The sequence below is a fragment of the Paenibacillus swuensis genome (assembly GCF_001644605.1).
GTDB classification, from domain to species: Bacteria; Bacillota; Bacilli; order Paenibacillales; family DY6; genus Paenibacillus_N; species Paenibacillus_N swuensis.
On record NZ_CP011388.1, the window covers coordinates 2,103,248 to 2,122,828 of the forward strand.

The 19,581-nt window shown below is 49.0% G+C and carries 11 protein-coding genes; 1 reads left to right on the forward strand and 10 read right to left on the reverse strand.

Translation table 11 applies throughout. From position 1 onward, the window contains the following. Positions 1–216: 216 nt before the first annotated feature. The 4 genes from SY83_RS09165 to SY83_RS09180 all read right to left on the reverse strand — a co-directional run bounded on the left by SY83_RS09165 (position 217) and on the right by SY83_RS09180 (position 6,996). Complete coding sequence (locus SY83_RS09165; RefSeq protein ID WP_157279829.1) at positions 217–2,634, reverse strand: GH39 family glycosyl hydrolase; 2,418 nt, start codon at positions 2,632–2,634, stop codon at positions 217–219. A gap of 136 nt (positions 2,635–2,770) precedes the next feature. After that, entirely contained in the window at positions 2,771–4,252 is a 1,482-nt protein-coding gene (locus SY83_RS09170; RefSeq protein ID WP_068605967.1) for a carbohydrate-binding protein, read from the reverse strand. A gap of 543 nt (positions 4,253–4,795) precedes the next feature. Further along, positions 4,796–6,244 (reverse strand): glycoside hydrolase family 88 protein, encoded by a 1,449-nt coding sequence (locus tag SY83_RS09175; protein WP_068605968.1) that lies wholly within the window; start codon positions 6,242–6,244, stop codon positions 4,796–4,798. A 194-nt stretch (positions 6,245–6,438) separates the two neighbouring features. Further along, on the reverse strand, positions 6,439–6,996 hold the full coding sequence (locus SY83_RS09180; RefSeq protein WP_068605969.1) for a hypothetical protein: 558 nt from the start codon (positions 6,994–6,996) through the stop codon (positions 6,439–6,441). 180 nt (positions 6,997–7,176) lie between these two features. On the opposite strand from SY83_RS09180, the gene SY83_RS09185 reads away from it, so the two are divergent. Next, on the forward strand, positions 7,177–7,683 hold the full coding sequence (locus SY83_RS09185) for a helix-turn-helix transcriptional regulator (protein WP_197480008.1): 507 nt from the start codon (positions 7,177–7,179) through the stop codon (positions 7,681–7,683). Between the two features lie 68 nt (positions 7,684–7,751). Here the strand turns inward: SY83_RS09185 and SY83_RS23510 are convergent, their stop codons facing one another. The 6 genes from SY83_RS23510 to SY83_RS09215 form a co-directional block, all read right to left on the reverse strand. Further along, the gene (locus tag SY83_RS23510; protein WP_231891406.1) at positions 7,752–11,390 is read right to left on the reverse strand and encodes a fibronectin type III domain-containing protein; all 3,639 of its coding nucleotides are present in this window, start codon (positions 11,388–11,390) and stop codon (positions 7,752–7,754) included. 310 nt (positions 11,391–11,700) lie between these two features. Then, positions 11,701–13,893: a helix-turn-helix domain-containing protein gene (locus SY83_RS09195; protein ID WP_068605972.1), complete on the reverse strand. Its 2,193-nt coding sequence runs from the start codon at positions 13,891–13,893 to the stop codon at positions 11,701–11,703. Between the two features lie 164 nt (positions 13,894–14,057). After that, complete coding sequence (locus SY83_RS09200) at positions 14,058–15,770, reverse strand: extracellular solute-binding protein (RefSeq protein WP_068605973.1); 1,713 nt, start codon at positions 15,768–15,770, stop codon at positions 14,058–14,060. A 40-nt stretch (positions 15,771–15,810) separates the two neighbouring features. Beyond that, positions 15,811–16,698, reverse strand: a complete 888-nt coding sequence (locus tag SY83_RS09205; protein ID WP_068605974.1) for a carbohydrate ABC transporter permease — start codon at positions 16,696–16,698, stop codon at positions 15,811–15,813. Between the two features lie 53 nt (positions 16,699–16,751). Further along, the gene (locus SY83_RS09210; protein ID WP_068605975.1) at positions 16,752–17,702 is read right to left on the reverse strand and encodes an ABC transporter permease; all 951 of its coding nucleotides are present in this window, start codon (positions 17,700–17,702) and stop codon (positions 16,752–16,754) included. A gap of 261 nt (positions 17,703–17,963) precedes the next feature. Then, positions 17,964–19,562, reverse strand: a complete 1,599-nt coding sequence (locus SY83_RS09215; protein ID WP_068605976.1) for a hypothetical protein — start codon at positions 19,560–19,562, stop codon at positions 17,964–17,966. Positions 19,563–19,581 lie beyond the last annotated feature (19 nt).

Genomic DNA, 19,581 nt, shown 5'->3' on the forward strand with positions numbered 1-19,581 from the left:
CTCCTTCAAAATGTGGTGCTTTCAATGGTTCTCCTGTATTCCTGCGTTTGTGTTCAACTCACATCCTTCACCGGTTATTGTAAGCGCTTTACAATAGCTCACACTTCTACAATACTCCTGCTCATCTTGTATAGGCTATGGAGGAAATCAACGAAAACCTATACGAAATTAACACAAACATCCCCGCTGATTTCTCATCAGCGGGGATGTTTAAGTTTACTTTGGCGCCGTTGTCAAAGTCAACGATGTGCTTGCCGGCGAAACATTGCCTGCGGCATCCATGGCTTTAACGGTAATGGTGTAACTTCGGTTGGGTGCCAAATCGTGCAGATAATAGGTTCTTGTCGGCGCGGAAACCCATCCAGCATAAGAGCCGTCTTTGTAGATGATGTAGCCCGTCACCCCGACATGATCGACGGCTTCACCCCAGCTTATGGCGGCGGCATCGGAAGCGGGTTTTGTCATTTCGGCAAGCCCGCCTGGCGCCTCGGGCGGCACACGGTCAGGGATGGACAACGTTGCCCCTTGAAGCCACAGGCTGTTACCCCAATGGTTATAATTCATGACATAACTGATTTTCAGAGTCTGTCCTGGCGAATTAGCTTTGAAATGAATCACCACAGCTTTAGCTGTAGCCCCGCCGCTGCTGTTAATGACCTCAGTAGAGCTGTCTTCGTAGGATGTGACATAGTCCGGAGCGCTGCCGTCGCTTAATTGCGCTGTCAGGACACCTTTGGCTCCCATGACACCCAGATACACTTTTAACTGTTTAACCTCGGGATCCGCCGGTACCGTAAACGTGAACCCGGAACCGGTCCCTTCGGCAACAATGGCCGCGCTTGCCTTCTCGGCTGCCGCCCGCTCAGCCGGCTGTCCGTCCGTCCAGGAAGCATTGTGCGTTCCCCACCATTGCGGAGTATACGCATAAGTATGGCCATCACCGATCCGTTGCACATCGCTAAACTGCTGTTGTGCTTGGTTTTTACGTGTTGCGGCAGCCGGGTTGGCTGGATCCGCACCCCACACAATCCAGTCCAAGGAGCCTTCCGAACTCATATCCACTTCCGAAGAACCGGTGACACGCCCGGACAGATTGGTGATTGCACCCGGATCACCCTCACCCGTGCCCGGTGGCGCGACCGGCGGCTTTAACGGCGGCGGAGCCAGACTAGGCACCTTGGAGCTGTCGGTCCATACTGTGACAGAATGGGCAGGAACGGCCAATGTGCGTCCGTTCGCCTCGCTCCATTCGGTTGAGGTAATGGCATAACCCGCTTCGGAAATTTGGTGCCGCTGGATGGAGCCTCGATGCTTCTTCATTCCCAGGAATGCGGGTTGAACAAGCTGCACATCACCCGAACGGTTGATAATCATGAGGGAATCAACTTGCGACTTCTTATCTTTTACCGCATAGCTGACTACTTTCGATTCATCCGCGGATAAGGCTAAGACCGTGTCGCCTGTGAAATAATTATTCAACAGTTGGTATACATGGGCGGATGGCCTGAACGCGAAGTCCCCTCCTGACATTTTGCCGTAAACACCGTCATATTCATTCCATGCCATCGTTCCGTCCGCCCCACTACGCTGTGCGTAAATCATGGAGATGGCATCGAACACCGCGCCTTTGTGATTGCTCATTCGCGGATCATTATTGGTCCAGGACCAACTGACATTATACTCATCCATCCAGATCGGAATATGCCGCTTAGGACTCGCTTGGTCCACAATCGCGCGGATATCTTTCGTATGCTTCGCCAGGGAATTCACGGAAGCGTCCTTCGGGTTTACACGATCGTAGATGTATTCATCCGATTGCCCAAGATCGCCGCTGGCATAGAAGTGATACGAAAGGAAATCCAGTGTTCCTTCATTTATACTGCCTTGAACGAATCGGCGAACCTGATCATAGAGATCTCCTCGCGCGAAAGCCAAACCTCCGGTTTGAATATCAGGATCGACCGCCTTCATGGCTTTGGCTGTTACGTTGTAAATGTGAATAAGTTCATCCAGACGGTCCGGCTCCTGTTTGTTGTATAAATGCACATAGTACGGGTCATCCCGCTCATTGGTCGGCTCCCAGTATTTCACTTTGAACTTATGCTCCACATTGACGATGCGCACCAGATCCGCACTGAAAGCGGCATAAGCTTCAACTTGGTCGTTGTCCAGATATCCGTCGTCGTCGGTATCCATCCAATCGGGCCAACCGGGGATATTAATGACCAAGGTCGGATGATTCCGGCTAAGCCCGGACAGAGCCTGTTTAATTTTGGCGGAATCCCATTGCTTATTAGCCGTATCGATCCAGCCGTTGCGGGTCGACTTGGAGTCGCCCATCATTTCCCAGCTATGTAACCTCAGCAAACCCGGATTCATATAATCCAGATTGCGGTTATACAGCTCGTTGCCTGCCACATTCGGGTCAAACGTGTTAAATCCGTTTAATCCATACATGAAATCCGTGACCTTACCGGTTTCCTGCTTCCAGTCCACCTGGACGGGGATCGGAGCTTGAGCAGCAGACGATGCTGAGGTTGCACTTACAGCAGGCGCGCATAGGGTCGAAAATACTAAAGCCGCCGTAAGCAATACAGCCGTGAAAGCGGGTTTAAATCGAGAGCCGTACATCATTGCCTTCCTCCTTCATTAGTTGGAATCCCTAAGAATATCTAAGGATATCTAAGGATACCTCAAGGATAAGACAATGATGAAAGCACTTACAACTGCGGAAATCAATGAAATCTAATATATTATCAACTCTTTGTTGTTATTGAAGCACGATTTTGTCCATATTGAAATTTAATGAATGAGTACCGCTTCTTTTCAATTCAATGGTATTCGCACCGGCTTGCAAACCAACGGTTACATTGACGCTTCCCACGGTCCCCCATGAACCGGTTGCATTGAACGTCAACGTGTTGACCTTCGTATTGTTGACATACAGATCCATAACTTTCGCCGTTGAATCCCCGTTCGCATAATGAACCTGCAGGCTGTGGTTACGGGTGGATGTTGCATTCACTCCATATCGTACGGCTGTATTCGGAGCATTCCATAAGGAAACGCAGCCTCTTGCGGAATACGCTTCATAACCGGCTTCATTCGGATGCAGCGTGTACGATCCGGAAACGGTCGCATGCTCAGCCTCATAACTGATGCTGTTGCTTGTAACTCTGCCCATTTCGGCATATTGGTTCATCAGATTGTTCAAGTGCGGCGCCACGTGATCCTTGGCAACCTGAACGCTGTTCTGGTCATTCCACGTCCATACCAGGTATCCCGCGTAGCCGTTTAGGTAGATTTTTTCCCCGATAGAGTAATGATTCTTAGGTGTGGTCGTGCCCGTATATTGCGCGGCAGGATTGGCAAAAATCTCTCCGATAATCACAGGCTTATCCAAACCGAGACTGCTGGCAGGCGTAACCGTCGGGTCAAAATAAGGCGTGTACCAGTCATACCAATGGAAGTCGTAAAAATCCAGACCCAAACCGCTGTAGAAGTTGTACTCTTTGCCTACCCATTTCGCGGACGCGCTTCCCACGCTGATCGGCTGCGTCACATACGGGCGGATGAAATCGACGTTGTTTTTGATAAAGGTACGAAGCTGGCCCAGCGTAAACGCGGTTCTCGCTTGCGGTTGAGCCTGCGTGTTTCCGGCGCCGCCGCCGTCTTCATCGCGAACCATCCATTCGGGCTCGTTGATAATATCCCACCCCATAATTCCGTCGTGATTACCCAGGGCTTGGACAATCGGTTTGATGGCGTTGTTGAAATAGCTGTTCTGAACCGTCGTATTGGAAACAATATCCTCATGATTCGACCATTGGTTCCACGCCATATCCATGTCATGCGCCACGAAGCAATAGTAGGCTTTCATCCCCTTGGAATGCAGGTAGTCGGTAGCTGTCACCATGTTCTGAACCCAGCCGTCAGGCAATCCGGTCACCGTGCTGCCCAGCCCGCTTCCGGAGAAGTTAGGCGCGGACATCATCCCGGCGAATACCCACCATCGAACTGTTTTGACACCCTTGGCTGCCATATCGTCAATTTGAGTCTTGATCGTGTTCCAGTTGGCATTGAAGCTGGCGTTGGAGAAATCATTGCCGTAATCATACCAGGCATAGTTGGTGCCCAGCGGGTAGTAGCTTTGATTGCCTTTCCAAGCGACACTTTGCGCACTCGCCGTGAGGGGCAGCACGCTTGCAAGTAGAGTGATTAGCAGGGTGAACACAAGCCACGTCTTTTTCATTAATTTTAAACCTCCAATAGAGTAATATTCATAGCAAAATTAAGCGCTTACAACTCTAACCTCCTTGGTTCGCTAATTCCGGATGCTTGTGCTTGACCGGTAAACTCAGCATAGCAAATACAGGAAGAACGCATATATAGAAATGTATTAGTTTTCTAGCATTATGTAAGGGATAATATCAAAGCCCGTCGGAAAACTTTCTAACGAATCGTAGTAACGCTTAAACGCTAAATAACACCTTTGTTAATTTCTAACGAATCGCAGGCATCCTTAGGCACGTATTTGTTGGTTATATTCCTCTTATATGCCCTCTAAGCGTCATACCGATTCGTTAGAAATTCAAATCATCGCAAATGCCCTTCTAAGCGTCCTTACGATTTGTTAGAATAAATGCAACGCTGTAAGACACAAATAAGGACAAAGCATCAGATCCAATCTGATTGCTCTGTCCTTATTAAGACCGCTGATTCCGGCAAACTTCGGGATTATTGCCGGAAGTAGAAGCATCTATTACGGTCTGCATCTGCCGATGACTCACCCGATCTAACGCATAACATTACCCGCGGGCAACTCCTCAACACGGGACAGCGCGCTCAGCAACTGGGCGAACAATCCCATCCCCATCTGGGACATTACACGATAGGAGCCCGTCTGTAACTCCATGCCGCCCTTATTCCCCTGCGCTACTCCGGTGAGGATCCCGTCCGGTGTTAAATACCGGATTAGCGACTCCTTGGTTCGGATCAGCGCTGATGGATCCTCCAGACTGTACCAGCCTCCCGCTATGGCCATGGCCGCCGCGGCCGCAATGCCGGCGGAACCGGAGGTGTCAGGCACGGATCCAGGGTCATCTAAGAACACTCCCCACAGACCGTCTTCCCTCTGCCTGCTCATGACCACATTCAGCGACCTGTTAAGCTCGGCCTCGAGTACCGCGGTGTCCTGCGCCTGGCCCAGAACGTTCATCGTTCGGACCAATCCCAGCAGATGCCACGCGTGAGCCCTGGCCCAATCTTTAAAGGAACGGCTGCCATCCTGTTCGAGACGCAGGTACAGCCCATCGTCTTGAACCAGCTTACGCGATCTTAAAGTAAGCTGCTGGACAGCAAGCTTTCTCCATTCCACACCGTACCATTGCGCCGACACAGCCATAGGATAAGCCACCGTATAGCTCCCCTCGGCGGATAGCATCGTTCCGTCCAATATATTTCCCTCTTCATCCCGCGTACCGTACCAGAAATGGAGGGCTTGTTCCACTAAGGGATGGCGGCCCCGCAATCGGGCGATCGCCGCGAACGGCAACGTGCCTTCCATTCCGTAAATTTCATCATCCATCGGTTCGCTGCGCGGATTTTCATACGTTAAGCGTTCCTGTTTATCCAGGAACACCTGCAGATGGGCAGTAGCGGCCGTCCGGTAGCTTTCTTGTCCCGTCGTTTCCGCTAAATCCAGCAGACCGTCCAGCACACAGCCCTCCATCCAGCCGAAGGGATGAATGGAAGAAATGGAAGCCATCGTAGCATAGAAATTCTCTAGAGAATCGCCTTGAACCGCCTGTTCAAACATGAGGTGGGGCAACAGCAGCTCTCCTCCGGCAACCAGATGAGGCTCCGCTGAAATCAAGAACCAGAAGGGGACGCTGCCCTTTACCAGTCGTAAAGAAACGCCTTCCTTCATGACCGCATCCGTCTGCGGCTCCGTTAACGATAACTCATGAGGTTGAAACACATTCGCATAACGGACATCCAGATGTCCAAGGAGCTCCCCCGACTGAGCCAGCTTGACCTCAATCATCATCTCTTCCCGGATATCGATAGCCACCGTCAACCTTAGCCTGGACGGACCTTGCCCTTGAACAGGCGACCAGCCCAAAAAGATATCTTCGCCGTGTGGTACTAAGGCTCTCGCTTTCCAGCCTTTCGGCACTCTTTTTCCTGCCGGAATTTCAACGTTCCCCGCCTCAATCCTGCTGATAACCCGCCTTGCTTCCATGTAAGTTGCACCTTCCCGCTATTTTATCCGTATCATATCCTACGAAAAAGTCAGCGTACATGCAGAATCGTGCGATTTAACTGGATTATTGTTTAATAATCGATAATGATCATCTGATGGCAATCCAGTTTTGGCACGGTGTATTGCACTCTGTTCCCCTCTACCGTGTATGGGAGCGGCGTCATCTGCGGCGCCTAGTACACGTCTTTCACCTCGCGATTACCTATGTTCAGAGGGACGTTCACGTTATTGATCGGAATAATATCCTCGATGATTTCAATTCCGTTCCCCCGCTTAACAGGCGATGCATGGAGTAAATGCTGGACATAGCGTTGTTCCTCTTCCTGATGTTGAAGCGTAATCACCCCTTGTGCCGGCAAGTTGGTAGACACCGTCTTCGCATCAGCCAACAACCGATTCAACGCGTATAACACCGTCTCTTTCAGAATAAGGCTGCCCTTCGTCGCGTAATCCTCGAATACGTTCCAGGCCATATATACGCCATTGGCGCTTTCTACCATTCCCGGTCCGGCGCTGACAAGTGTGCTCGGACTGTGCAAATGGGAGCAGAATGTGAATACATCGCGATTAAAATACGAGTTCTCAACATCCCCAAGTACAGAACCGCCATGAGTAACTTCCACCTGTTGCCCCTTTCCGTACATAACGAAGGAGGATTGACCCAGATTTTCCAGTTCAAAATGGGGCTTAAAATAACTTGGCCTGAAAGCATTCTCACCTTTCCATGTCACTCCTAAATCCAATGCGAATTCGGGTTTGTCCGAATAGAGCCCTGAAGTGCCGGTAGCTAGAATTCGCCCCCCTGAGCGCAGGTATGCTTCGAGTTTCGCCTCAAACCACTTACCGACATTGAATGGAGCCGTATAATTCAGCAGGGAACAGATGTTGATTTGTTACCGCGTGAGCACGCCATGTTTTTGCCTAAATATATAGACGTGGAGGTTGCTGAACTCATTCCTGTGCTCCAGTCGATGCTTCGGATTCATAGTATGATTAACACCGGCAACGCTCTGCAATTGCATATTTACATGCTGGACTTCCTAAACAGGCTGCAGAAACAACTACAGCACTCTTTGAAAGTAACGCCATCCATGAAATTAAACCACCAGATTAAGGAATATTTGTCAGTAAATTATAAGATACCGGTTAAAGCTCAGGATCTGGAAGAGGCGTTGCATTTTCACATTGATTATCTGACGCGTTGCCTTAAGAAACACACGGGTTTGACGCCTCTGCAATATTTAAATTATTTAAGGGTAGAGGATGCCAAATCCTTATTAATTCATACGGATAGCAAAATCTCGGTGATCGCGGCACAAGTTGGTATTGAGAATGACAACTATTTTATCAGGCTTTTCAAAAAGCACACAGGCTATAGTCCCGGTGAATTTCGTAAGGGGAGGCAGGGCTCCGTTTAATTTGTAACAATATAAAGACACCTAAAGCAGCGGATGCCGCTTCAGGTGTCTTTGGCATGGATCCTTGACTAATATGCCGATAGATTGGAAGAGCCGATTACAGTAATGGTACTGATTCCCGGTCCGGTCCAGCCGACCGCGAGATTATCGCCGCCCGCTCCTTCTTTATGGAGCACTTCGAAGTAGTAAGACTGGCCCGCTGTAAGCGTAACAGCAGCGGATTGTTGAGATGAATGCTTATTCCATTCCCTGACGCCGGTATATTCGTAAACGTTAGCGATCATGGATTTATTCGACGGGCTGTTGTTCGTGCTCAGGAACAATTGGTTCTCATCATCGCCGGAGATATAGAACGTATAGGAGCCGGTTGTCGTCGGCGTAATATATCCGCGGATTCGGGCACCATAGTTGTCGGCCCAGTTCGTAGGTCCTTCCAACGTGGTGAGCGTGGAAGTTCCGGACGGGGTGGTGCCGGTTGGAATGCTCGATACGGACGTACCGGCAATGCCGGTCCAGTACTCTCTTGTTACGCTGCCGGTGCCGCCTCCAGAAGCATTCGTCGTAACGTTCAGCGCGTTGCTCGCAGACGATACGTTGTTCGCCGCATCCTTGGCCTTGACCGTAAAGGTATAAGCCGTATTCGCGGTCAGACCGCTAACCGTGAACGTTGTTCCTGGCGCTGAACCGGCTAACGTGGATCCATTATAAACATCGTAACCGGTAACGCCGGTATTATCGGTCGATGCCGTCCAGGACAAGCTTACGCTTGTGCTGGTTTTTGACGGTGAAATCAAGCCCGTCGGCGCCGTAGGTGCTTGCGTATCGCCTCCGCCGCTGCCGCCCATGTTTACGTCGCAGGATTTGGCGGTGCCTGAGATTGGGTCGCCAAATGTGCTGTTGCTACAGTTGACCGAATTGGTAAACGTTCCGTAATTGTAGCTTCCGTTCGCGCCGTAACGCACTTCCTTCGTGCCGGTAAACGTGCAGGTACCGTTCTCGCCGGTGCAATACACCCAATTAGCGCCCGTTCCGGCATTCGTCGTGACGCTTAAGATGTTGCTTGCCGCGGATACGTTGCCCGCCGCATCCTTCGCTTTCACCGTAAAGGTGTACGCTGTGTTAGCCGTAAGACCTGTCACTTGGAACGTCGTGGCGGAAGTTGTGGAACCGGCAAGCGTGGAACCTCTGTACACATCGTATCCGGTAACGCCAACGTTATCCGTTGAAGCCGTCCATGAGAGATTCACGCTGGTATCCGTCTTGGCAGGAGCCGTTAAGCCGGACGGAGCCGTTGGAGCCTGTGAATCGCCTCCGCCTCCGGTCCCGGCCAAATTAACTTCGCAAGACTTGTAGGCGCCAGGAGCCGGATCACCAAATTGGTTCGTGGAACACATGACAGAATTCGTATATGTTCCATAGAAGTAGCTTCCGTTCGCACCGAAACGAACTTGCTTCGTCCCCGAGAAGCTGCACGTATTATTTTCGCCCGCGCAGAGAACCCAGTTGGCCAGAGGTTCTGTCGTTACCGAAACGGCATTGCTTGCGGCCGAAACGTTATTTGAGGCATCCTTCGCTTTAACCGTAAACGTATATGCCGTATTAGGCGCAAGTCCGCTAGCTGTAAAGTTTGTGGCGCTCGGGCCTGTTGTCGAACCGGCAAGGGTAGTTCCATAGTAAACATTGTACCCCGTAACGCCTACATTGTCGGACGAAGCCGACCAAGACAAACTTACACTCGTATCCGTCTTCCCTGTCAATGCCAGGTTGGTCGGCGTCGTCGGAGCCTGCGTATCTCCGGCTGCCGTTGTGACGTTCAGTGTATTGCTGGCAACCGACACGTTGCTTGCCGCATCTTTCGCTTTGACTGTGAAGCTGTATGCCGTGCTCGGCGTAAGCCCCGTTGCTGTAAACGTAGTCGCGCCGGCACCGGATGTCGAACCTGCCAACGTACCATTCTTGTAAATGTCATAGCCGACAACGCCGACGTTATCGGTTGACCCGGACCAAGCGAGATCTACCGTAACATTGGACTTGGACGGGGATGTCAAAGCGGGTGCCGTCGGCGCCTGCGTATCAGGCGGTCCGGCATAAACATTGACGGTCTGCTCTTTCAAGCTTGCGCGTCCTTCGTTATCCCACACCACAAGTGTCACACGGTATGTGCCTGCTTTCTGGTACGTATATGTCGGGCTGACCGAATTCAACGGAGGACCTTCGCCCAGATCCCACAGATGTTCCGCTATCGATCCGTTATCCGTGGATGAATTGGTGAACGTTATCGGTTGCCCTAGCTGCACACTAAGCGGCGCGCTGAAGTTAGCTACCGGTTTTGGATTGCTGAACCCGCGGCTCGTCAGTTGCGTGTTCGTGCCATTGCCGCTTACGGTATTGTTGCTCCACTCCAGATGAGACGCGGAGGCCGGGTATTGATCAATGGAAGCTCCGCCGTTGCCGGTAATAATGTTATTAATGAAGCTGAGACGGTCTACGCCGGCTGCATTCGTAATCTCGATTCCTTTCCGGCCGTTATTGATAATCTGGTTGCTGTCAAAAGTCAGGTTCTGTGAATTCCCGTGAATACGAACCGCGTTTCCGTCATATCCGGGATAAGCGGCGGCGGGATGTCCGGCCGCTCCGTTTCTAAATATATTTTTGTAAAAATACTGGAATTGTTCGATCTCGCCGGTCCCTTCCCCTTGCAGCTGCATGCCCCACATCACCATGTTCTGAATGGTGTTATAGCCCCAGTATTGATATCCGGTGCCTGGCGATTGCTGCATACCGACTTGCTGGCCGCCATCCACCAGATTATCGGTTGTCACGCCATGGTCGACCATGACTTCAAGTCCCATGCCTTGAACGGTACCGTCGGTGGTGTGCACCGTATTTCGTCTCACCGCTACATACGAGGAACGAACCGCGCTGATCCAGTGATCGGTGGTGTTGTCCTCAATTACGGAATTGTTACAGTTCGTATGGAGTTCAATCGCCAGTCCGTGTTCATGCAAACCTGATCCCATAACCGTATTGCCCTTAACTACAACGCCGCTGCAATTATCGTTGGCGAAGATGCCCCCGCGACCGGTATTGGTGATCGTGTTCCGGAGAATTTGGGTATTGTTGGAGTTCCATCCCGCCCGAATCGCTCCTCCCCAAGTGGAATTGACACCGATGTTGGTGAATGTGTTATCCGCGATAATGGAGTTGTTTGTTGCGGATAATATGACGCCGAACGGTGCGAATCCGTCCGATTTGATCAAATCCTTGATCACATTATGATGAATATTATGGTTACCGCCGGGCTCTCCCCAAATGCCTGAAACCACGTGCGTATTATTGTTTCCGTCGAGCGTCAGTTGAGCCACCTCAACTCCCGTCGTATTGCTCAGCGTAATCATGTTGTTATCGGTCGTTCCGCTGTACTTAATGATGGTCGTGTCTTTATTCTGACCGATCAGCTTGATACCCGATTTGGCCGCGATCGTTCCCGTAATATAGTAAGTTCCTGAAGGAAAATACACCGTATCCCCGCTGGCGGCAGCCGCAATCGCGTTTGTGATCCCTTGCTTGTCATCCGAGGTATCCCCTCCGTTTGCTCCGTAAGCGGTTACATTTAGAGTGGCGGCAGATACGGGCGATATTGGCAAAATGGGGAACAACATCGACATGGCCATCAATACACTGGCAATTCGCTTTCTCGGATTCATCCTTTTCCCATTCATTAATCTTCATCTCCTCGCTTTGTTTTAGTTCATCGCCTGCGAGTTCCTCCTGATGCCATTGATCTCAATGCCATGAGTCCGGTCTCTGCTTGATAAATGCCCTCGCCTCCTTTCACAGCTATATTCCCATGCAGAACCCACTGGGTCTACTATGCATTTCGTGAAATCATCTGCTCTGAACTATGAATTATGCGAAATTGTCTAGTAAGCTTGCGGCATGTTCCTGTAAACGAAAAAAGCCCTTACCCAGTAAGGACTTCTTCCGATGCAGTCGGAGAGACTATAAATTTACCGACTAATTTCTTGTTATTAAAGCATAGTCCGAAGGAAGCATGCCCATCACTCTTTTGAAAGCGCGGCGGAAGGTGTGATCATTGTTATAGCCCACAGCATAGGCAATGTCCTTAATTGCTACACCGCCCTGACTTGATTCAATGCGTTTGCAGGCCTCACGGATCCTGTATTTTTCCAGATAATCAGCAAAGGTAGTTCCCACCTGTTCCCTGAATAACGTGTAAAGTGAGGATGAGACCACTTTGAATTCCGCAGCGAGATGATCGAGATTCATGCCTTCCTTGTTATATTGTCTGTGCAGGGATTCAAGTACCCGTTCAATCAACTCATGACGATCATTCTGCCGAAGCTCGTCCAGCCGGTTGAAGCCGCTGCGCATCGCTGTCTTCGTGTCCGCAACCAAGCTTTGTATGCTTACGGCGTTACGGATCGGTTCTAACAGGTCCACACTCTGCTCTTCGGGAAGCAAAGAATTCAAGCCTCTCAACACTGTTACTTTAAGCGAGAAGAGTAATTGCTCCAACATACTTGCGGACAAGGATCTTCTCTTCTGATTCTCATCATATACCGTATGCAGCAGTGCGGTAGCCGTATCGGCATCACCTGATTTCATGGCGCTGATTAACCGAATTTCCAGATCAATCGGATAGTAGAACATCTGATCTTCTTTAGGGATTTCGTGATAACACAGCACGGATTGCTCCGGTTTATAACGGAAATAATCGGCGGCTTGGCGCGCTTCATCGAACGAGCTCCCTGCATCGATTACCTTTCGTCTAAGACTTCCCACGGCAACTTGAATATAGATGCCGTAAGGGGAAAGTTGCTGCAACACGGCGTCGGTTGTTTCCTGAATGCGCATCTGCAAATCCGTTTCTTCCCTGTCATAGAATGTAATCAGTCCAATTTTATTGTCACCCATATCATAGAACCATACCCGGTCGTCCCCCCCTGCTTTACTCCATTCCTTTTTTACTAGAACCCTGGCTACATCCGGGCTTTCCAACGAGACATCATTCCCTGTATTCTCATTCGGTTCTTCTGGATAGAACGATATTAAAGCTGCGGCGAAGTCGGAGCAATCCACATTCATATGCAGCCTCAATTGTTCTTGCGCCAGTTCCGATTCATTCCGAAACTCTCCGTATAATAACCGGCGGATGAATGCCGTCTGCAGGTAAGGCCGCTGCTCCTCCAACTCTCTTTTCATTTCCCGCAGCGGTCTCGAAGTTTTCCGGGCAAGTATGTAAATAACGAACAGACCTACAAGAAGCACCAGAATAATGAACACGGATATGATCTCGCGAATATAGTTTACTTTGGCATACACCGATGAAGCCGGAACAGCGCTTATGTAATTCCAACCGTTATATCTGGACACCGCTCTTGATACAATCAGCTCGCTTCCCTCAGAGGTTTGCACCCTCTTACCGCCGGTCAAAAGCTGCTCGAAATCCTCCGTGGGCAACGTACGGGAATTTCCCGACAGAACCGTTACAGGTGTGCCTTCCCGATCCAATATGACGACAAATCCATCGTCACCGATACTTACTTTATTGAGCAAACCTTGCACCTGTTTGAGCTCAATCAGCAACAAGATCTTGGATTGATGTTGTTTAGCGGCGCCCAGAGGAAAAGACTGCACATAAGCCAACAATTCACGGGCGTTATTCTTGTTTCCGACGGTGCCGAGCGGCACATATTGCCCGTTCTCCATGTCATTCCACAGCCGCTTCTGCCATTGATCATATGTAACACCGGTGTAAGCAATATGTTCCTTATAGAAAAATTCCGCATTAATATATGACGTATCTGATGTAACAATCAGCTGATTTCCTTTGTAAAATACATAAAAATCAGAGGCGAAAGGATTCGTTATTTGAAATTGAGATAAATCATACAAGAAATCCCACACCGGATAGACCGGGGTTTTCTTACCGGATACAGCTGCCTTGTGTAAGGACAAGTTCTTAGCATTAATCGCTAACTGCTGCCCTTGTAACAGAATTTCGCTTAACCGCGCATCTACAATGTCCCGGCTTTGTTCGAGCATCGCTACATTGTTCTGACGGGCATCTTCACTCAAAGTTGAAATCGTGCGTTCATACATGATGTAACCGATTACAATTGGGATGAGAAAAACAAACAGATAGGAAAGCATAAATCTTGTAAACACCCGCTGGTCCGTATTCAACGATAGCCTTCTCACTTTTAAACACCCCTCTTGTGCCTGGTTGCACTCTCTATTTTATCACCAAAACAGGGACAGCGAAAATAAAATAACCTTTATCGCGGCCTCTTAGGGTGGAAGACCGCGTATAAAGGCAATTTATTAAAATTTATCTACGGGGGAGTACTCTATTGCTTGTATTGTCTTTCATAGGCTGTCTGATAAATTTCAAGGAATCGGGTAAGTCCTAACTTGTCCAGATTGGATCGGTAAGATTCCCAATTATTATCCAGGTACCCTTCCTCCGTGATGGAGCGTACGCGGAACTCCTCGATATATTTCTCCAGCTCCACTCTCACCGTCGACAACTCTTGGTTTTCTTCAGCTAACAGTTTGGTTGGCGGCATGACTTTAATGGATTGAGATGCTTTAGGCTCGTATTTATCCTTAGTATGAACATAAAGCAATTTCTCCGAAGCTTTAGGCGCCATAATATCTTCTTCTTGCGGAACGTTCTCCGCCAGACGGTAGTCTGCAGGGTAATATTCAATTCCCACACTGATCCATGTATCATTTTGGGCCTCTGTATTATAAGCCTTTAATGGTGTGAAGATCGCGTCCCTGCCGTCAAGACCCTTTTCGCCGGCTTCCGCCTTCCTCCAACCCTCGCCTTCGCTTCCCTTATGTCTGCGCAATTGCACATCGAAATTCTTGCCATAGAAAAGGTCCGCCCATTTCGCGGCAATCTCCGCATGTTTGGAACTAGCCGAAATCAGGAATTCACCGGGCTGTGCCAGATCATATTCGAATTTCGGAGTGGAGGCTGTTCCCGACGGGCCGGCTACAGGCGCGAGCATGTCAAATTGGCGGTACGTCTTCTCATTCGTGTTCGGATCAACATCAATTACGCTTGCACCTGAGGTGAATGATCCGACAATGGTCGGTTCGGAAGCCAACATTTGTTTCATCTGATCCTGCTTCTGTGTGAACGACGCTTCATAAATCAAGCCCTCATTGTAGAGTTTGTGAATATAAGCCAGCCCTTCTTTATACTCGGGTTCGTTCGCGGTTGACGTTACTTGCTCACCCTTTAAGGCCAATTTCGTCTTATTGTACATCCCCGGATCCATGATAAAAGCACTCATCAGCCATGGGTCCACATTCGCATTCCATCCGCCCTCATAAGCTCCCACCAGCGGAATCTCATCTTGCTTTCCGTTGCCGTTCGGATCCTTCTCTTTAAACGCTTTCAACACCTGGTAGAGCTCTTCCGTGGTTGTCGGTTCCTTTAAGTTCAATGTCTTCAACCAATCCATGTTCAACCAATAGCGTTGCTGATAGGTGCAATGGTAGCACTCATTGACGGATGGGAGAGCATAGATATTGCCGTCTGTAGCTGTAATTTGACCTTTGATTCTCGGATAATCTTGCATGACCTGAGTGAAATTAGGCATATGTTTCTCGATGAGTTCATTTAACGGAAGGAAAACTTTCTGCGATACGCCGTAGGTCGCTTCCATATCATCCGGCACATCCAAGCCTAAGAAAATGTCAGGGAATTCACCCGATGCAAGAAGCAAATTTAAACTTTCCTTCTTCTTATCCGTAGGGACATATTGGAATTCAAGATGCACATTCGTCTGTTCTTCCATCCATTTCGTAAAGTTGTTCGTGGCAAAATCGATGATGGCCGGATCCTGCGGCACAACCACTTTCAACGTGACTTTCTCATCTGTCAGCCAATACGGTTTGTCACTCTTCGCAGTAACTGTAGTGTTGTTCTGTGTTTTTTCCGCGTTTGTATTGTTGGATGCGTTCTCACTCGTTCCGCATGCGGTCATTGCTAACATGGCTGCCAGCATGATTGTAACGGTATTGGACCGTGATTTCTTTAACTTCATCTTTAAACCCTCCCATAATTCTCATTGATCATAACACCGTTTAACCTTTTACTGAACCAATCATCATCCCTTTGACAAAATAACGCTGAACGAACGGATAGATGGCGAACATCGGCGCGCTGGCTACAACGATTGTAGAGTATTTAAGCACCTCGACTAAGCCCTGCTTCCTCATCACAGCATCGAAATCCTTAAGCATCATCGGATCTACCGTATTGGTAATCAGAATATTGCGTAATACAATCTGCAGAGGAAATAAATGTTGATCCCGAAGGTAGATTAGCGCATTAAAGTAGGAATTCCAATGATACACAGCATAATACAGACCCACGACTGCCAGAATGGGACCTGAAAGCGGCAGCACAATTTTGAATAAAAACTGAAAATCATTGCACCCGTCCATCTCGGCAGCTTCATAAAGCTCTGCAGGGAGGGTATTCTGCAAATAAGTACGCATGATAATCATGTTAAATACACTTAAGGCGACTGGCAAGATCAATGCCCAGCGCGAATCGTATAAACCTAAATCTTTAATGACAAGAAAAGTGGGAATCAGCCCGCCGTTGAAAATCATGGTAAAGACAAACAATCCCATGAACCAATTTCTTCCGATTAAATTTTTCCTCGCCAAGGGATAGGCGGCCATCACGGTAAAGATCAGATTTACTGCCGTTCCCGCGATCATATAGAATAGAGAATTTCGGAATCCATTCGTTAACTGGGGGTTATTGAACACAGCTTTGTAACCATCCAAGGTGAATTGTACCGGCCAGAACCATACTTTACCCGCAATGATGGCTGAGGGGGCACTAAAGGAAGCGCTGACAATATACACCAGCGGATATAAGATAATTAGGAAAAAGAACGTAAGAAACACAACATTAAAACTGTGAAACACGCGGTCACCCGGGGAACGGCCAATCTTCATGCTCTCCCCCTCCTATCTTTATACATGTTTGTTCCTGTTGCTTTCGTTGAACGTTACCACAAGCTGGAATCGCTGGTTCGGCGGGCGATGGCGTTAGCCGCAAGCAATATAACGAGATTAATAATGGAATTAAAGAGTCCGATCGCGGTGCCGAAGCTGAAGTTCGAAGCCTGTAGCCCGACTTTGTACACCCAGGTCGCAATAACTTCTGAACTTGACGCATTGAGTGAATTTTGCATCAGGTAGATTTTCTCGAATCCGATATTCATTACGTTGCCCAGACTTAAGATGAACAGAATAACGATGGTTGGCCGTATACCCGGCAGATCCACATTCCAAATTTTTTGTACCGTGGAAGCTCCGTCAATCGTGGCGGCTTCATGCAAGGAAGGGTCAATGCCGGACAAGGCTGCAAGATAAATAATCGCCGAGTATCCCGTGACCTGCCAAACCTCCGACCATACATAAATCGACTTGAAGTAGGAGGCCTCTCCCATAAAGTTGATGCTTTCCCCTCCAAACCATGTAATGATCTGGTTGATGATACCGATTCTGGGATCCAACACCTGCATAACCAGCCCCACCATGACTACCGTGGAGATAAAATAGGGCATATACGTCACCGTCTGGACGGCCTTCTTGAACCATCTCGACCGCAATTCGTTCAGACCCACGGCCAGCAGAATGGGAAACAGAAAGCCGGCAATTAAAGTGTAAGCATTAATGATTAAGGTGTTGCGAATGATGGTACCGAAGGACGGCGAATTGAAAAATTGTTCAAAATACTTGAGTCCGACCCAAGGGGATCCCCATATGCCTTTCATAACGTAGAAATCTTTAAACGCCAATTGTAATCCAAGCATCGGTATGTAATGAAAAATAAATAACCAAACTACAGGAACAGACAAGATCAGAAGCAATCTCCATTGTTCCTTGGCTTTCTTTAGAGCAGAGTTACGTACCGGCTGCCGGTCCATCGACTTTACTAAGCTGGGATTGTTCATGTGTCGTTCACCCCCTTTCGATTCCGTTTGCTTACTGCTTCCACTTTACGATACCGCTTACATTTCCGAACAGGTACAATTTATGAACGTGACGGACGAATCCGCTTTCATGGCGAGGGGACCTTTTTCGATCCTGCGTACATTTCTCGAGAAACCGCGTGGTTATGCGGTTCTATGGCATGAGAGACAACAATAAATAACCTTGGAACGCAGCCGCTCAGGAAGAGTGACAGCGTTCCAAGGTTGATTCATGATGCCAAATTACAATCCCGTTACCGTAATATCATCAAAGTCTGAACCCGAGTATTCTACACCAACGGCAATGTTGCCGCCCGTTAACAGAGGGTCCGCCGGCGCTTCCGTCAGAGTTGACTCGGTTCCTTCATAAACAGATTTAACGTTAATTAATCCGTTAGACTTCGTTACAACATAGGTAATGTTCCACCATTCCCCGTAAGTCAGCGGCGCGGCGCCGAGCTCCGTTTCCACACCTTCAATCCTCTGCTTCAGCTTCATTCCGTTCAGATTGATCTCAACTACATAATAGTTCTGTTCATCCTTGTAGTTAAAGAACAATTTCGACTTGTTCGATTCATTCTGCCCTCCGTGCCGCACCAGTACACTATACCTGAATTGTTCAGGCAGCTGTGCAGAGGTGTATACGGATTGAGCCACACCGTTATTTCCCTTGAGATGGTCACCCGCAACTGTAATACCGTCGAGTGTCCACCCTGGGGCTGTACCCGAGTCGAAATTCTCCGCATAATTTACGAAGGTGGAAGGTGCGGATTTCAGACGCCTGACCTCAATATCATCGAAATCGGAAGCAGCCCAAGTAACACCAACCCCTATCTTTCCTCCTCCCGCTGCGACGACAGGGATCTGATCGAAGTAAATCCGAGAATCGCCGTTGGATTCGCCTGTCACCTTGATTTTCCCGTCTTCTTTGCGAATCGTATAATACACAGTTTGCCATTCATGATAGGTAAGAGGCTGCTCAGGCGCCAGCTCCTGGGTAATCCCCTCACGCACACTCCGCAAGTGCAGCTTGGCATAAGAAATATCCAGTACATCGTAATTCTGTTCGTCCCGATAGTTAAACACCATTCTGGAGAATTGAGGTTCACCTACGCCGCCATGAACGACCTTCATGCGGTACTCGTATTCGCTAGGCAATACCCCTCCATTATAGACTCCGATCGTTGCGAGCGGCCAATCTCCTTTAAGAAACCCGTTTTCGTTCATCAGTATTCCGTTCAATGTCCAGCCTTGCGCGGTCTGATCATTGAAGTTCTCAGTGTATTCCTCCATGTACTCCAGATGAATCGGTCCTATGATGCTGTTGTCGAATCTTGCCGCATTGTAACTGCTGCCGACCCCTGCTATACCGAATGTGATTCTGTCGTCATAGATGTCACCAATCACCGTTTCAAGGGTGCCTCCGGTTCCGGACGAAACTTGAATATCCCCTTCATCCCGGCGAATCTCGTAACGTACGGTTGCATATTTCGGATGCTCGTGCGCAACCTCTCTTAATATCGTTTCCTTGTTATGAAGTTTGCGGATGAGCCGCAGGTGTGAAGCGGTTAATTCAAGCGCGTAATGATTCGCTGCATCCAGATAATTAAAATAAAGATACGCCCGTTGCGAATCATCTAACCCGGCTTGCTCCACATCCACGGACCATGCGAATGCGCCGTCCAGCACTCCGGAAGTGAATAGAGCCTTATTGTCCTCTTCCCATTCCATGCTAAGTCTTCCATCAACAACCCTCGTATGCTCCCCCAGCTGCCAACCGTCTGGCGCATTGGAATCGAAGCTCTCCGTTTCGTTCGTTAAGGTTGGACCGTACAACTCCACTTCATATACAGTTGCCGTC

Bases quoted from the DNA above. Each gene is read 5' to 3' on its own strand.
- SY83_RS09165 (WP_157279829.1), bottom strand. From the start codon at position 2,634: ATGATGTACGGCTCTCGATTTAAACCCGCTTTCACGGCTGTATTGCTT.
- SY83_RS09170 (WP_068605967.1), bottom strand. From the start codon at position 4,252: ATGAAAAAGACGTGGCTTGTGTTCACCCTGCTAATCACTCTACTTGCA.
- SY83_RS09175 (WP_068605968.1), bottom strand. From the start codon at position 6,244: ATGGAAGCAAGGCGGGTTATCAGCAGGATTGAGGCGGGGAACGTTGAA.
- SY83_RS09185 (WP_197480008.1), top strand. From the start codon at position 7,177: ATGTTTTTGCCTAAATATATAGACGTGGAGGTTGCTGAACTCATTCCT.
- SY83_RS23510 (WP_231891406.1), bottom strand. From the start codon at position 11,390: ATGAATCCGAGAAAGCGAATTGCCAGTGTATTGATGGCCATGTCGATG.
- SY83_RS09200 (WP_068605973.1), bottom strand. From the start codon at position 15,770: ATGAAGTTAAAGAAATCACGGTCCAATACCGTTACAATCATGCTGGCA.
- SY83_RS09205 (WP_068605974.1), bottom strand. From the start codon at position 16,698: ATGAAGATTGGCCGTTCCCCGGGTGACCGCGTGTTTCACAGTTTTAAT.
- SY83_RS09210 (WP_068605975.1), bottom strand. From the start codon at position 17,702: ATGAACAATCCCAGCTTAGTAAAGTCGATGGACCGGCAGCCGGTACGT.